The sequence below is a fragment of the Nocardia sp. NBC_01327 genome (assembly GCF_035958815.1).
Taxonomy (GTDB): Bacteria; Actinomycetota; Actinomycetes; order Mycobacteriales; family Mycobacteriaceae; genus Nocardia.
In genome coordinates, this window is sequence record NZ_CP108383.1 from 6,383,615 (window position 1) to 6,397,809 (window position 14,195).

Genomic DNA, 14,195 nt, shown 5'->3' on the forward strand with positions numbered 1-14,195 from the left:
CGGGTACCGCCGTGGTGGGCATCCAGCCCGCCTCGGGTGACCTTGTCCGGGGTGCGTGGGTTGGATGCGCTCAACGCAGTCCGGCGGGCATGACCTAGGTTTCTGGGTAGCCGGACGCCATCTGCACTCCGGCCGGCAGAGAGCGGGAAGAGAACGCGATGACTTCACCGTTGTGGTCGCATTCCGGCGACGATGAGCGGGCGCCGGAGTTCGACGTCGATACGACGTCGGGCCGCCTGATCAGGGATGCTGTGCGGATGCTGCTCGCACCGGACACCGGTGTCGTCGTCGAGGATGCGGTCCTGGTCGTCGAGGAGATGGTCGCCAATGCCCGCGAACACGGCGGTTCGCCGCGGCGCTGCCGACTCCGATTGCAGAGCGGCCCGAATCGACTGCGGATCGAGGTCGATGACAGCGGAGCCGATGACCCCCGGGTGCGCACCCCGAATTCGGCGGGCGGGCGCGGCATGATCGTCATCGACCGCCTCGCCACCGCATGGGGAGTCATCCGTCACCCGGAATTCAAAACGGTATGGGCAGAACTGCCCCTCGACAAGCCGAACTACTCCCCCATGAGCAGCGCCTGATCCGCCTGGCCGCCAGCCTCTTTCGCGAAGCTCGCAGCCCCGGCGATCCGCATCATCCGGCGAGGGCCTCTTCGACGGTGTGATAGAGCGCGAGCACCTCTTCGAGCCCGGAGATCTCGAGGGGACGGATGACAGGACGATTCGCATCGACCACGATCCGCAGTGGCTCCCGGCGGATTTCGGCCGCGCGATTGGTCTCGGAGAGGGTCTTCAACCCCGCGCCGCCGAGGAATTCGACCTCGGTCAGGTCGAGGATGCAGTACGGGACCCCGGTGCGTTCGAGACCGGCCAGCACCGCCGCCGCCAATTGCGGGGCCGTAGAGGCGTCGACCTCCCCCTGTATCTCCACCACGGCGACCTCGCCGATCATCCGATGCTCGACTCGCAACTCCGACGCCCGCGGTTCCTGCCCATCCTCGTTCACGGTCGGCACTATAACCGGAAGGTTCGTTTCACGATCGACTCACGGGGCATACAGCGCACGGAGAACCCCCTACCTCAGAGGAGTGCCACCATGGCCCGTCGATACCGCACCTACCTCGCACTGGCGGCATTGAGCTCGACAGTGCTGCTGAGCGCGTGCGAGCAGGCGAAGGAGGCCGTCAACAAGGGCGGCGACACTCCCTGCAGTGAATTCACCGCACAAGATCAGGACAAGCAGCGCATCACCGTCCGCAAATACATCGAAAACGACACCAAAACCACCCCAACCCCCAGCCCCGACACCGTAGACGGCTCCATCACCGCCATCACCCTGATGTGCAAGGCCCAGGCCAACCCCGACACCCCCATCCGCAACGCCGACCTGACCGGCATCCTGGTCCCGAAGAAGTAATTCTTCACAATCGGATTCATGACACCACCGATCGGGGCGGCAGCGCCGGAAGCGCCGCTGCCCCGGAGGGCGTTCAGCGGTAGAGGGCGTCGATCTCGGTGGCGTATTTGGCGTTGATCGGTGTGCGTTTGAGTTTCATCGTGGGGGTCAGGGTGTCGCCGCCCGGCTCCCAGGTGTCGGGCAGGATTGTGTATTTCTTGATCTGCTCGACCCTTGCCAGGGTGTTGTTGGCCGCTGCGATTCCCGCGTCGATCTCGGCCTTGACGAGCGGATGGGCTGCCAGTTCGGGCACTGATGTTGTTGTCAGAGAGTGCTTTTCCGCGAATGCCGCGATGGCGTCGGGGTCGAGGGTCACCAATGCCACGATGTAGGGGCGTTGTTCGCCGATCGCGACCACCGAGCCGATCAGCGGGCAGGCGACGGCGACGGAGTTCTCGATATGCGTCGGGGACATGTTCTTGCCGGAGGAATTGATGATCAATTCCTTCTTGCGATCGATGATTCGCACGAAGCCGGCCTCGTCGATGGTCCCGACGTCACCGGTATGCAGCCAGCCGCCGGAATCGACTGCCTCGGCGGTCTTTTCGGGATCGTTGCGGTATCCCTTCATCAGCATCGGACCGCGCACCAGCAGCTCACCGTCCGCGGCGACCTCGATCTCCGCGCCGGGGACCGCGCGGCCGACCGTCCCCACCCGAATGTCATCGGGCCGATTGACCGTCGCCGCCGCGGTCAGTTCGGACATGCCCCAGGCCTCGCACACTGTAATGCCGAGCCCCAGCATGAACCGATGCACCTCGGGCGGAATAGGCGCGGCGCCCGAGACACCGATGCGCACCTGGTCCAAGCCCAGTTTCTCCCGCACCTTCGACAGCACCAGCTTGTCCGCGAGCAGATGTTGAGCCTTGAGCGCCAAGGCAATCGGCTCCCGGTCCGATTCCCGGCGTGCCCGCTCCTGCCCGGTGCGCAGCGCCCAGCCGGCCAGCGCGCGCTTGACCGGACTTGACTCGCCTGCCACCGATCCTTCCAGGGCCGCCTTGACCTTCATCCACATCTGCGGAACGCCGACGAACATGGTCGGCCGCGCATCGCTCAATGCTCCGAGCACCTCCCTGCGATCGGCCACCGTCGTAATCTGCACTCCGCGAAGCAAATTCGCGTAGTGCGCGATCCACCGGTTCGCCGCGTGCGCATCGGGCAGGTAGGACACCACGCGATCGTCCGGGCCGCAGCCGCCGAGCTCATCGATCAGCAGCGCGTTCGCCATGAAGTTCGCGTGGGTGAGTTCGACGCCCTTCGGCATTCCGGTGGTGCCGGAGGTGTAGACGATGGTCAGGATGTCGCCGGGCTCCACCGATCGCCAGGCGGCGTCGAAGTCGAAGTGCGCCAGGGGCGCGGCCTCGACGGCGGCCAGCGCGAGTGTGCCCTCGGGTTCGCCGTCCACGCAGATCACGTGCTCGACCTTGCCGCCGAGTGCGGTCGCCGCGAGCACCTGCGGCACGAACTGGCGCTCACAGATCACCACCCGGCACCCGGAATTCTCGAAGAGGTAGGCCAGCATCTCGGGAGGGTTGGTGTTGTACATCGAGAACGGGGTCGCCCCGGCGTGCAGCGCCGCGGTATCGCACACATGGAATTCGGGCCGGTTGGTCAGCATCAAGGCGACGGTGTCCCCCGGCCGTACTCCCAGACCGGCCAATCCGGCGGCGAGGGTGCGGACCCGCTCGCCGTACTCGCGCCACGTTATCCGGACATCGCCGCCCGGAGTGCGCAGCGCCACCCGCTCCGCGTATCGAATCACATTGAGCTGGAACGCCGCACACAGTGTGCCGGGCGCGGCGGCAATCGTTTCGGTCACTCTGAAATCTCCCACTTATCCCACCTGATGGTTCCGGCCGTCGAGTGTCGAATCGAGGAACCGCAGCACATGCGCGGCAAGTCCGGCCGGGTCGTCGATCTGCGGGCAATGCCCGGATTCCGGCATGACGATCAGCGTGCTGCCGGCAACGGATTGGTGCAGCCGCACACCGGCATGCACCGGAATTATTCGATCCTTGCGCCCGTGGACGACCAGCAGCGGGCAGGCGAAACGCGCGAGGTCGTAACCGGAGGCGGTTTCGAGCCCGTACCGGCGAGCGTCCGCCAGCATGACTCTCATATGGGCCGCGTCGGGAACCTGGTCGACAAATCGCGCGACCACCTCGGGATCGGCCTGTTTCGGATCGCCGTAGAGCAACCGGGCGAATGCCGCCCGCACCATGCGCTGGTGCACGACTTTCGGCACACACTGCCGATCGGTGAACAGCCGGAACGGATCTCGGCGCCCGCGCGCCATGCGCGCGAGTAGATGCGAGGCCAGCACCGGCTCGTCCACCGCGACAACACCCCGGATTTCGCTCGACCCCCGGCCTCCCGCCCGGACGGCGGTACAGGCCCCGAGAGAATTGCCGACCAGTACGCACGGTCCGATCTCGGCGATCAGCGCATCGGCGAAGGCGTCGAGCTGCGGCAGTCTCGGCCCGGGCGCCAACGCTCCGGCCGCGCCGAACCCGGGCAGATCGACCGCGATCGCCGATCGCCCCGCCGCCTCGAATTCGGCCAGCAGCCCCCGCCAGGTATCGGCGCTGTCCGCGAAGCCGTGCATCAGAACCATCGGCAGGCCATTGCCCGCGACCGAAAGCACCCGCGTGCGCACGCCGTTGTAGGACGCGCGGGTCTCAGTGATCATTTCCCGAGTAGCCCCTTCGCGATATGGGTGACCTGGACCTCATTGCTACCGGCGTAGATCATCAGCGACTTCGCGTCCCGCGCAAGCTGTTCCACGCGGTACTCGCTCATATAGCCATTGCCGCCGAACAGCTGCACCGCGTCCATTGCCACATCCGTGGCCGCCTCGGAGCTGTAGAGCTTGATGGCCGAGGCCTCGGCCAGATTCATGGGCGTACCCGCCGCGCCGAGCTCGAGGGCGCGGAACACCATGTTCTGCACATTGATTCGCGCGATCTCCATTTTCGCCAGCTTGAGCTGGATCAGCTGGAAGTCGCCGATTCGCTTACCCCACAGCTGCCGTGACTTCGCGTAGTCGATACTCAGCCGCCGGCACTCCTCGATGATGCCCAGCGACATCGCACCCACCGCGACGCGTTCGAAGACGAAGTTCGCCCGGGCGCTGGCGCGGCCGTCACCGCCCGTGTTCTCCTCGGTCTCACCGAGCAACCGGTCGCTGCTCAATCGCACATTGTCGAAGGACAGTTCGCCGGTCGGCGAGGAGTGCATGCCCATCTTGCGGAACGGCTTGGACTGGGTCAGTCCGGGCATTCCGGCATCCAGCACGAACGTCAGCACCGGCTGCGACCGCTTGTCCACGCCGGTGCCGTCGTCGAGCTTGGCGTAGACGACGATGGTGTCGGCGTAGGGACCGTTGGTGATGAAGGTCTTGTGCCCCTTGAGGATGTAGTCCGCACCGTCCCGCTTGACGGTGGTCTTCATGCCGCCGAACGCGTCCGACCCCGCCTCGGGCTCGGTGATCGCCCATGACCCGACCTTATCGAAGGTCAGCAGGTCCAGTGCCCACCGCTCCTTCTGCGCGGTAGTGCCGCGGCTCATAATGGTGGTCGCCGCCATGCCGACGCTCACGCCCGCGGCGGTGGAGACGCCCATGGCCACCTTGCAGATCTCGGAGAACGCGGCGAATGCCATCGACATCGGCATCCCGCCGCCGGACCTGTTCTTCCTCGGCGCCGGTTCCTCACCCGCGGCCAGGGCGGCGGCCTTCGCCTTCTCCCTGGCAATCGTCTTGAAGAAGTTCTCCCGCGCCATATCGGCAATGCCGAAGGCGGTGAACATCTTCCGGATGATCTCGTACGGCGGCAGATCGCCATGCTCGAGCTCATCGATATTGGGCCGGATCTCTTGATCGATGAATCCCTTGATGCTGTCGCGGATCATCAGGTCGGTCTCGGACCACTCGATCATGACGTACTCCCTTGTACGAGAAGGTTATTCAGTTGGGCAGGCGGGCGGCGATATCGTCGATCACCCACGGGCCCTCGGCCTCGATGGTCTTGACGTCGTGCCAGCCGGCGAGGGTGGAGATCGCACCGCCCTGCACCGCGAAGACCTGACCGGTCAGCGGGCACTTCTCGGTCGCGAGATAGGCCACCACGGGCGAGATATTGGCGGGGCTGAAGTAGTCGTACTCACCCTCCTCGACCTCGGCGGAGAAGATCGCGCCCATACCGGGGGTGGCCTCGGTGAGCCGGGTGCGGGCGATCGGGGCGATCGCGTTCACCCGCACGCCGTAGCGCTCGAGCTCATCGGCGGCGACCAGGGTCAGCGCGGCGATCCCCGCCTTGGCCGCGCCGTAATTGGTCTGACCCGCCTGCGGCACAGTGGTTCCCGAGGCCGATGCCGTATTGATGACAGCGGCATTGGGCTGATTTCCGGCTTTGGACTGCGCCTTCCAGTAGGCGGCCGCATGATGCAGCACCGCCGCATGACCCTTCAGATGCACCGCCAGCACCGAATCCCACTGCGACTCCGTCATGGCGGCGATAAAGCTGTCGCGCAGGATGCCCGCATTGTTCACCACCACATCCAGACCGCCGAATGCGCTGATCGCCTGTGTGACAAGCGCTTCCGCGCCCGCCCACGTCGCGACATTGTCCGTGTTCGCGACGGCCCTGCCGCCCGCCGCGATGATCTCGTCGACGACGTCCTGCGCGGGTCCGGCATCGGAACCCTCACCGGAGTTGCTGCCGCCGAGGTCATTGACCACGACCGACGCGCCCTCCTTCGCGAAAAGCAGCGCATGTTCACGGCCGATACCGCGCCCCGCGCCCGTGATGACGGCGACGCGCCCTGCCAGTGCACCCATGGTTCTCCACTCCTCAGTACGAAATTCCTTGTGCGCCAGGCGCCGAAAGGTTGGTATTCAGTCCGCGATCTCGGCCAGGCCGTCGGTGATGACAAGGTCGCCGCCGCGCGCGGTCTCGAAGGCGTAGGTGGTCACACCGTTCTCGGACCCCTTGCGCCAGATCCGGGTCTCCAGGTCGTCGCCGGGGATGACCATCTTCGAGAAGCGCACCGCAAATCGCTTGAGCCGCCGCACATCCGAGCCGCCGACCTGCGTCAGCACCGCCCAGGAGGTGAACGCCATGGTGCACAGACCGTGCGCGATGATGCCGGGCAGCCCAGCGTCTTTCGCGACTTCCGCGTCCAGGTGGATAGGCATCGGATCGCCCGACGCCGGTGAGTACCGGAACGTCTGATCCGCATCGACATGCTGCACGAGCGTGGCCAGCGGGGCCTGCTCACGCAGACTCGCGTCGAACTTGTGCCCGGGGCTGAGCTCGCCCTCGATCTTGCCCGCGTCGAAGCCCCGGAAGAACATCGTCACGTACTGCTCGTTGACGAGTTCGCCCGATTCGGTGCGGCATTCGATGAACACCGCTGCGCGAGTGCCGTTCGCCAGACCCTCGTAGCCGGTCATCTTGGCCCGGGAGATCAGTACGTCGCCCGGCTGGATCGGCCGATGGAAACGGAAATCCTGCTCGCCGTGCACACCGCGCGCGATCAGCTCGAGCGGCACCACATCCAGTGCCGGAGAGAGCATCGAATCGAACACCGGGACGATGGCGAAGACCGGCGGTGCGAGATCACCGCTCAGGTGCGCCGCGATCGGGTCATTGGTCGCCTTCGCGTAGTCGATCAGGCGTTCACGGTCGACCGTGAACTTCTCCTCATCGCTCCATACATTCAGGCCGGCATCGTCGAATGCCAGTTCTTCCTCGGACATCACTGCCGTCCTTCCGATCCCGGGATCAGGCCGCTGCGCCGACGGCGAGCTGGTCGAGCTTCGCGACGGACTTGTCCAGCTGCTTGCCGAAGTCCTTCTCGACCGCCTTGCCGAGCGCACCCTTGATCAGCGCGCCTTCGAAATCGCCGATGACGGAGAAGGTCGAGCCGGTCGCGGCGGGCGCGACGAGGAAGGAGAATTCGACCTTGACGCCCGCCATGCCGGTGCCCGCGAGCGTGATCTTCGAGCCCTCGTCGAATGCGGTGATATCCCATTCGAGTTTATTGGCCATGCCGAGCATGACGATCTTCTCGACCAGCCGGGTACCGACCGACAGACCGACCGGAGGCTGTTCGAGCCAGCCGTCGTGGATGGTGAACCATTTGTCCCACGTCTGCGGATCGGAGATGACGCTCCATACGGCAGCGGGGGTGGCGGAAAGGTCCCTGGTGGATTCGACGTGTCCCATTTGCATTCTCCTCGTACAGATTTCGATAGTGGTCAGCGCAGTGCCGGAGCTTCGCGAGCTCAGCGTTCCGCGCGCTGATAGGCGGTGACGACGGCAGCGCCGCCGAGACCGATGTTGTGCTGCAGGGCGGCGGTGACGTTGTCGACCTGACGCTTGTCGGCGGTGCCGCGCAGCTGCCAGGTGAGCTCGGCGCACTGCGCCAAACCCGTTGCGCCCAAAGGGTGTCCCTTCGAGATGAGCCCGCCGGAGGGGTTGACCACCCAGCGACCGCCGTAGGTGGTGTCGCCCGCGTCGATCAGCGCACCCGCCTCACCCTCGGCACACAGCCCCAGCGCCTCGTACAGCAGTAGTTCGTTGGCGGAGAAGCAGTCGTGCAGCTCGATGACCTGGAAGTCCTCGGCGCCGAGGCCGGACTGCCGGTATACCTGCTGTGCGGCTTGCACATTCATGTCGTAGCCGATGATGTTCTTGGCGGACCCATCGAAACTGGATTCGAAGTCGGTGGTCATGGCCTGCCCGACGATCTCCACCGCCTGGCCGGCGAGCCCGTGCTTGTCGACGAACGCCTCGCTGGCCAGAATGGCCGCGCCGGAACCGTCCGAGGTCGGCGAGCACTGCAGTTTCGTCAGCGGATCGTAGATCATCCGCGAGCCGAGGATCTCGTCGAGCGAGTACTCGTCCTGGAACTGCGCATACGGATTATTGACCGAATGCCGGTGGTTCTTGTACCCGATCTTCGCGAAATGCTCTGCGGTGGTACCGAATTCCTTCATATGCTCACGACCGGCGGCGCCGAACATCCAGGGCGCGGGCGGGAAGAGCACCTCGGAGATCTGCGCCAGCTTCTCCATATGGTTGGCCATCGGCTGCTCACGGTCCTCGTACATGGCGCCGAGCGAGCCGGGGTTCATCTTCTCGAAACCGAGCGCCAGCGTGCAGTCCGCGAGACCGCCCTTGATGGCCCGCGCCGCCAGGTAGAGCGCGGTGGAGCCGGTCGAGCAGTTGTTATTGACGTTGGCGACCGGGATACCGGTCATGCCCAGTTCGTACACCGCGCGCTGTCCGGAGGTCGATTCGCCGTAGACGTAACCGACGTAGGCCTCCTGCACCTCGCGGTAGTCGATGCCCGCGTCCGCCAGAGCCTTGGTGCCCGACTCCCGGGCCATCTGGGGATAGTCCCAGGCGCTGCCGTCCTCGTTCTTCCGACGGCCGGGCTTCTCGAACTTCGTCATGCCAACCCCGACGACATAGACCTTGTTCGCCATTGCACACCTCCTGTTGCCTACCCGAACCCGCAGCGGACGTGCGGTTCAGGATTCTCAGTTAACATACACATCTGCATGTAACATGGCAATAGGACAGCACCGTGGCACTATTTCTCTTCATATGTGAATGTCAATTAGCATGTGGCTCGACCGGCGGATCGGCTGCCCGCAGCGGCTGCAGTGCGGGCGCGTCGAGCTTGCTCACCAGCCATCGACCGTCGATCCGGTCCAGCGATGCCACCAGTGAGATCTGGCTCGGCACCGGTTTCCCCTGGGTGCCCAGGCTGCTGATCGATACGCTCATGGCGACGACCACCTCCGCGTGGGTGCCGTTCGCGGTGTCGACACCGCATCGCGCATCGCGGTTCTGCGACTGGATCTTCGCCTGGACGATCACGTCCTTCAGCTCGCCACTGGTCTTGCCGAACTCGGTCTTGAAATCCCCTGTGGCGCCGGCCAATACGGTCGCGACGTAGGTGTCGATGCTCTGCGCGTCGTAGTTGGTCAGTGCTTTCGCATAAGCGCATGCCGCATCGCGCGCGGACGACTCCGCGTCGAAGGTCTCCCGGCTGCTGTGATCGCGGGAAAATGCCAGGGCGGCAAGCGATATCGGCACCAGGACTGCGAGAGCCACGGCGGCGATTCGGACGGGCCGAGACCACCGGCGCCCGGCCGCGGCCGTCGGTTCTTCCGCAGGTTCGGTCGGTTCGGCGGATTCGGTATCGGTGGAGGTCATCTGGTCTCGCTCTGGGTCGAAGGTAGTGCCGGGCATGACATGCGCGGCCGGTCAGCGTGGCGGACTTGCGGTGTCGACCGGTACCGAGCGCTCGTCCGGGTCCACCCCGGGCGGCCGCGTCGCGCCGTTGTCCGGCAGATCGGGCCGGGGCGCATTGGCGGAGCCGCGGATCTGCAGGGCGGGATTATTGGTGACGCAGTAGTTCCAGCGGCGGACGGTCGGCCCGCTCAGCTGTGTCGGCGATACCGGCACGGTCTCGTACTCGCATGTCTGGCGCGGCCAGATATCGACGAGCGTATTGAAAACGCCGTCATGGATCGGCACCCCGAGCGCCCCGGCCCCATCCCGTAGCGCCGGGAACAACTCCCGAATCGCCGGTGTGCGCAGCCGGGCCGAGCGCGCGATGGCCAGGAAGTTCGTCGCGAGATTCGTGACCGGATCGGAGGTTTCACTCAGCACCCCGCCGAGCGTCGCCAGTTCACCGGGACCGAGGTCGAGCATGCGGCGCAATTCGCCGTCGGCGGCGGTGAGCTGCCCGAACAGGGTGCTCGAATTGCGGGTGAGGGTGCCCAGATCCGGCTGGATCTGAGCGGTCGTCGCCGCGATGGTGCGCAGATTCTGCAGCAGCGCGACGGTCTGCGGCAGCAGATTGTCCATGCCGACGGTGAGGGCGCTGATTCCGGAGATGAGATTGCGCAACTGATCCGGTCCGCCGCCGAGCGCCTTGTCGAGCTCGGCGATGATGGTCTGGAATCGATTCGGGTCGGTGGCCGGATCGAGCTGGGCGATCAGGGCCTCCGAATTCTGCAGCACATCCGCCATCGGCACCGGAGTGGTGACGTCCTCGGCGCGAATCACCGCACCGTCCGCCAGATACGGGCCGTCGTTGGAGGTCGGCCGGAAGTCCAGGTACTGCTCCCCCACCGCTGAAAGTGACTGCACGGCAACGATTCCGCCCGCGGGGACGCGCGCCGAGGAATTGATCTGCGCGAGCGCCTCCAGACCCGTGCCGGTCAGGCGGATCGAGGTGATCCGGCCGATGCGGTAGCCGCGCAGGGTGACGTCGCTCTTGTCCATCAGCCCGCCGGAGCGAGTCAGCTCGATCCGGACCGTATAGGTATCGCGCAGCGGGTTGATATCGGCGAGCCCCGCGAACAGGTAGCCGCCGCCCAGCAGCAGTGCGAAGACCAGCCCGAGGTTGGTCAGCAGCACCTTGCGCCGCAGCAGATTTCGCAGCACGCTCATCGCTGTCCCCCCGTCACGCGGGCGTAGACCCGTTGCAGCACATCGAGCAGACTGCCGGTGAAAGCAGTGGCATCGGTACCGTCGGGCACCCTGCTGCCCGGGTCGTAGAGCGCCCCGATGCCGAGGTAGGTCGCGGTGCCGTAGAAGGCCATCGTGTTGCCGCGCAGGGTGCTCAGCAGTTTCGGCGTGACCTCGTGCAGGGCATCGAGGGTGCCCGCGAAATTGTCGCCCATGCGGGCCAGGCTGGAGGTCAGCCGCTCGGTGCTGTCGAGCAATGCCGACAGGTCATTCGTCGAGGTCTTGGCGAAATCGTCGAGCGCTGCGCTGGTGACCGCGATCTTGCTCAGCAGATCACCGATCTTCTTGTTGTCGTCGGCGATCGCGCCGATCATCGCGGGGACGGTGTCCGCGACAGCGCCCAGTTCGGCGCGGCGCTGCTCGAATTGTGCGAGCACACCGTTCATCCGGCCGAGCAGGCCATCGAATTGATCGGAGCGTTGATTCAATGCCGTTGTCACAGAGGTCATTTCGGTGATCAGATGCGAAAGCACCGGTCCGCGACCGGCGACCATCGAATTCAGCTCGGTGGCCACATTCGCGATCCGATTCAGCGCACCGCCATTGACCAGCGTCGCTACCGACAGCAGCAGGTCCTCCACCGACGCACCCGCCGAGGTGTTCTGCTGCGCAATCGTGTCACCGGGCCGCAGCAGTTGCTGATCGGGCGAGCGCGGCGGCAGCGTGATCGCCACGAACACATCACCGAGCGGAGTGGCCTGCCGGAGTTCGGCGGTCGCATTCGCGGGAAGCTGTACATCCCCGCGAATGCTCATCCGGACGTCGGCGAGGAAGTTCCGGGTCGAGATGGCGGTCACCTCACCGACATCCGAGCCGCCGATCTTCACATGGGCCGATGCGGGCAGATTGAGGGCATTGCCGAAGATCGCGTGGATGGTATAGCCGTCCGAACCGACACCCGGCCGGGGCAGCGGCAGGTTCTCGACGGTCAGACCGCAGCCGGTCAGCGAGCCGAGCGCGGCGGCCACCAGCACGGGTGTCAGCAGGCGCGTACGGGTGAATGTCATTTGTCACCCGTCAATCCGAGCAGCAGGGCGGTGAGGCCGAAGTCCGGTCCGAAGTCCGACACCTTGCCGGTGCGGCAGCCGTCGGAGCGCATCTGGATCCGGGAGCAGAACACGCTCAGCGCCTCGCCGTCGAGCAGTGACTTGTCCACCAGGAAGTGCAGCCGGATCTGTCCCTGATCGCGCATCGTGGCATTGTCGAGATTGCGGAACAGCAGTGGCGTGACGTCCACGATCTCGATCAGATTGCGCGCATTGTCTTTCAACTGACCGGTGGTGGCGGTGAGCCCGGTCAGCGCGTCACCGAGTTGACCGCGATTCTGCTGCAGCACGGTGGCAGTATTGGCGAGGAAGTCGTTGAGCTGGGCGAGCACCGCCTGCATACCGGGCGCCTGGTCGGCGAGCAACTGGCTCAATTGTGTGGTCTGGCCGCTGAATTCGCGGACCGCCTGGTCATTGCCGGCGATGATCTGTGTGATGTCGTTGAGCCGGACCACGATTCGGGAGAGAGCGTCGCCATTGTCCAGGCCGAGCTGCACCGACTGTGACAGCGCGGCGATCGTCTCCTTGATCTTGTCGCCATTACCGCTGAGCACCTGCGCGAGCGCCGCACCCGACAGCGGGCCTTCGGCGCCGCCCTTACTCTTCAACGAGGTGGCGATATTGTCGACCGTGGCCAGCACCCGGTCCAGGTCGACCGGGGTCCGCGTCCGTGCCGGACCGTCCAATCCGCAGGGACTGCCGCACGGAATATGATCTCCGTCAGCGAGTTTCGGCCCCTTGCCGGAGTAGGCCGGCGCGAGTTCGATATGCCGGTTGGTCACCAGCGAAGGCGAGAGCGTGGCGGCGATGGCATCGGCCGGGACCGGGGTGTGGGCGGTAATCGTCATCGACACGGTGGCGTAGGTGCCGTGCGCCACGATCTTGTCGATCTGGCCGATCTTCAACCCGAGCAGCGAGACGTCATTGCCCTCATAGACTCCGGCGATATTCGCGAAATCGGCTGTCACATGGATCTTGTCGGCAAACGGGCCGTGTTCGGCGAGCGCCCCGCAGCCTCCGGTCGTCGCTGCCGCGCAGACCGCGGCGACGGTCATCGCGATTCGGCGAAGTCTCATCACCGGCACCCCTCGATAATCGGAGCTCCGGGAACGCCGCAGAGCATCTGGTCGGTAATGGGTCCCCAGGGCGCCCACACATCGCCGTAATTGCCATTGCCGAAGGCATTGTCGACCTGGCGCACCGCAATCGGCATGATCTGCAGCAGCTGGTCGAGTTGCTTCCGGTTCTTCTCGAGGCCCGCGCTCATGGTGGCCAGCTGGCTGATCATCGGGCCGAACTGCGCGTCGTTCTCCGCACCGATCTGCTGGAACTGCCGCGAGAGCGCGGCCATATTGTCGAGCAGGCTCTGCACCATCTGCCTGCGCTCATTGACCCGGTCGCCGATCGCACCGGCTTTCACCATGATCAGCAGAATGTTGTTCCGGTTGTCGTCGAGAATGCCCGACACCTGGTCCAGGCCCCTCACCAGCGCTTCCACCTGACCGCGCCGGGCATCGATGGTTTTCGCCAGCGCGCCGACGCTGTCGAGCGCTGTCGCGGTGAGCTGCGGCGAATCGCCCAGTTGGGCGCCGAGCACGCCGATCATGTCGGCGACCTTGCCGGTGTCGATCCGATCGAGGCGATCGAACTGCGACGGATAGTCCGGATCCTGCACGATCTTGGCGAGGTTGAACGGGACCACGGTGTGCGACAGCGTGATTCGCCCACCCGGCAACCCGTGCCCGTGCCCTGTCACCAGCCCGACGTAGGTGCCGCCGAGAATCGTCGAGGTCTTGATCTCCGCACTGGCATCGGGTCCGAACTCCAGCCCGCTGTCGACGTGCAGGGTCGCCAGCACGTGATCGCCCTCGATCTCGGCGCCCACGACCCGGCCCACCTCGATGCCCGCGACCCGCACCTTGTCACCGGACTTCAACCCCGCCGCCTGGGCGAATTCGGCGAGCACGGTCTTCTCCCCGATGCCGAGCGAGTTGTACATGCTCGATCCGATGAGCAGTGCGGCGATGACGAGTGCCCCGAGCAGACCGGTTCGCCGATGGCGTGCGGTCGGTGAGTCGGTGCGGAATCGGGAGAGCAGTCGCGCCGGGCGGAACCGGACCGGCCTTCCCATTGTCGG

Annotated in this window: 15 protein-coding genes; 2 read left to right on the forward strand and 13 right to left on the reverse strand. The window is 65.5% G+C overall.

Annotated features, from left to right (window positions below; genetic code table 11):
* Positions 1-158: 158 nt before the first annotated feature.
* Positions 159-587 carry an ATP-binding protein gene (locus OG326_RS29380; protein WP_327140373.1) on the forward strand — a complete coding sequence of 143 codons (429 nt, stop codon included), beginning with the start codon at positions 159-161 and terminating at the stop codon, positions 585-587.
* 52 nt (positions 588-639) lie between these two features.
* Here the strand turns inward: OG326_RS29380 and OG326_RS29385 are convergent, their stop codons facing one another.
* On the reverse strand, positions 640-1,011 hold the full coding sequence (locus OG326_RS29385; RefSeq protein ID WP_327140374.1) for an anti-sigma factor antagonist: 372 nt from the start codon (positions 1,009-1,011) through the stop codon (positions 640-642).
* 90 nt (positions 1,012-1,101) lie between these two features.
* Here OG326_RS29385 and OG326_RS29390 point away from each other — a divergent pair, with 90 nt between their 5' ends.
* Positions 1,102-1,422 (forward strand): hypothetical protein, encoded by a 321-nt coding sequence (locus OG326_RS29390; protein ID WP_327140375.1) that lies wholly within the window; start codon positions 1,102-1,104, stop codon positions 1,420-1,422.
* 73 nt (positions 1,423-1,495) lie between these two features.
* On the opposite strand, the gene OG326_RS29395 is transcribed toward OG326_RS29390, so the two are convergent.
* The 12 genes from OG326_RS29395 to OG326_RS29450 form a co-directional block, all read right to left on the reverse strand.
* Positions 1,496-3,280 carry an AMP-dependent synthetase/ligase gene (locus tag OG326_RS29395; RefSeq protein ID WP_327140376.1) on the reverse strand — a complete coding sequence of 595 codons (1,785 nt, stop codon included), beginning with the start codon at positions 3,278-3,280 and terminating at the stop codon, positions 1,496-1,498.
* A gap of 15 nt (positions 3,281-3,295) precedes the next feature.
* A complete protein-coding gene (locus tag OG326_RS29400) occupies positions 3,296-4,150 on the reverse strand; it encodes an alpha/beta fold hydrolase (protein ID WP_327140377.1) in 855 nt (284 codons plus the stop codon).
* On the reverse strand, positions 4,147-5,397 hold the full coding sequence (locus OG326_RS29405; protein ID WP_327140378.1) for an acyl-CoA dehydrogenase family protein: 1,251 nt from the start codon (positions 5,395-5,397) through the stop codon (positions 4,147-4,149). The genes OG326_RS29400 and OG326_RS29405 overlap by 4 nt, the downstream gene beginning before the upstream one ends.
* Before the next feature lie 28 nt (positions 5,398-5,425).
* Positions 5,426-6,298, reverse strand: coding sequence for an SDR family oxidoreductase (locus tag OG326_RS29410; protein WP_327140379.1), 873 nt, complete (start codon positions 6,296-6,298; stop codon positions 5,426-5,428).
* Between the two features lie 57 nt (positions 6,299-6,355).
* Complete coding sequence (locus tag OG326_RS29415; protein WP_327140380.1) at positions 6,356-7,219, reverse strand: MaoC/PaaZ C-terminal domain-containing protein; 864 nt, start codon at positions 7,217-7,219, stop codon at positions 6,356-6,358.
* Positions 7,220-7,244: 25 nt separating this feature from the next.
* Positions 7,245-7,688 (reverse strand): type II toxin-antitoxin system Rv0910 family toxin, encoded by a 444-nt coding sequence (locus tag OG326_RS29420; RefSeq protein ID WP_327140381.1) that lies wholly within the window; start codon positions 7,686-7,688, stop codon positions 7,245-7,247.
* 59 nt (positions 7,689-7,747) lie between these two features.
* Positions 7,748-8,953: a lipid-transfer protein gene (locus OG326_RS29425; RefSeq protein WP_327140382.1), complete on the reverse strand. Its 1,206-nt coding sequence runs from the start codon at positions 8,951-8,953 to the stop codon at positions 7,748-7,750.
* Positions 8,954-9,083: 130 nt separating this feature from the next.
* Positions 9,084-9,569, reverse strand: a complete 486-nt coding sequence (locus OG326_RS29430; protein ID WP_327140383.1) for a hypothetical protein — start codon at positions 9,567-9,569, stop codon at positions 9,084-9,086.
* Between the two features lie 171 nt (positions 9,570-9,740).
* Positions 9,741-10,934 (reverse strand): MlaD family protein, encoded by a 1,194-nt coding sequence (locus OG326_RS29435; protein ID WP_327140384.1) that lies wholly within the window; start codon positions 10,932-10,934, stop codon positions 9,741-9,743.
* Complete coding sequence (locus tag OG326_RS29440; protein WP_327140385.1) at positions 10,931-12,019, reverse strand: MCE family protein; 1,089 nt, start codon at positions 12,017-12,019, stop codon at positions 10,931-10,933. Before OG326_RS29440 ends, OG326_RS29435 begins: the two co-directional genes overlap by 4 nt.
* Positions 12,016-13,134 (reverse strand): MCE family protein, encoded by a 1,119-nt coding sequence (locus OG326_RS29445; protein WP_327140386.1) that lies wholly within the window; start codon positions 13,132-13,134, stop codon positions 12,016-12,018. Before OG326_RS29445 ends, OG326_RS29440 begins: the two co-directional genes overlap by 4 nt.
* Positions 13,134-14,189: an MCE family protein gene (locus OG326_RS29450; RefSeq protein WP_327140387.1), complete on the reverse strand. Its 1,056-nt coding sequence runs from the start codon at positions 14,187-14,189 to the stop codon at positions 13,134-13,136. The genes OG326_RS29445 and OG326_RS29450 overlap by 1 nt, the downstream gene beginning before the upstream one ends.
* Positions 14,190-14,195 lie beyond the last annotated feature (6 nt).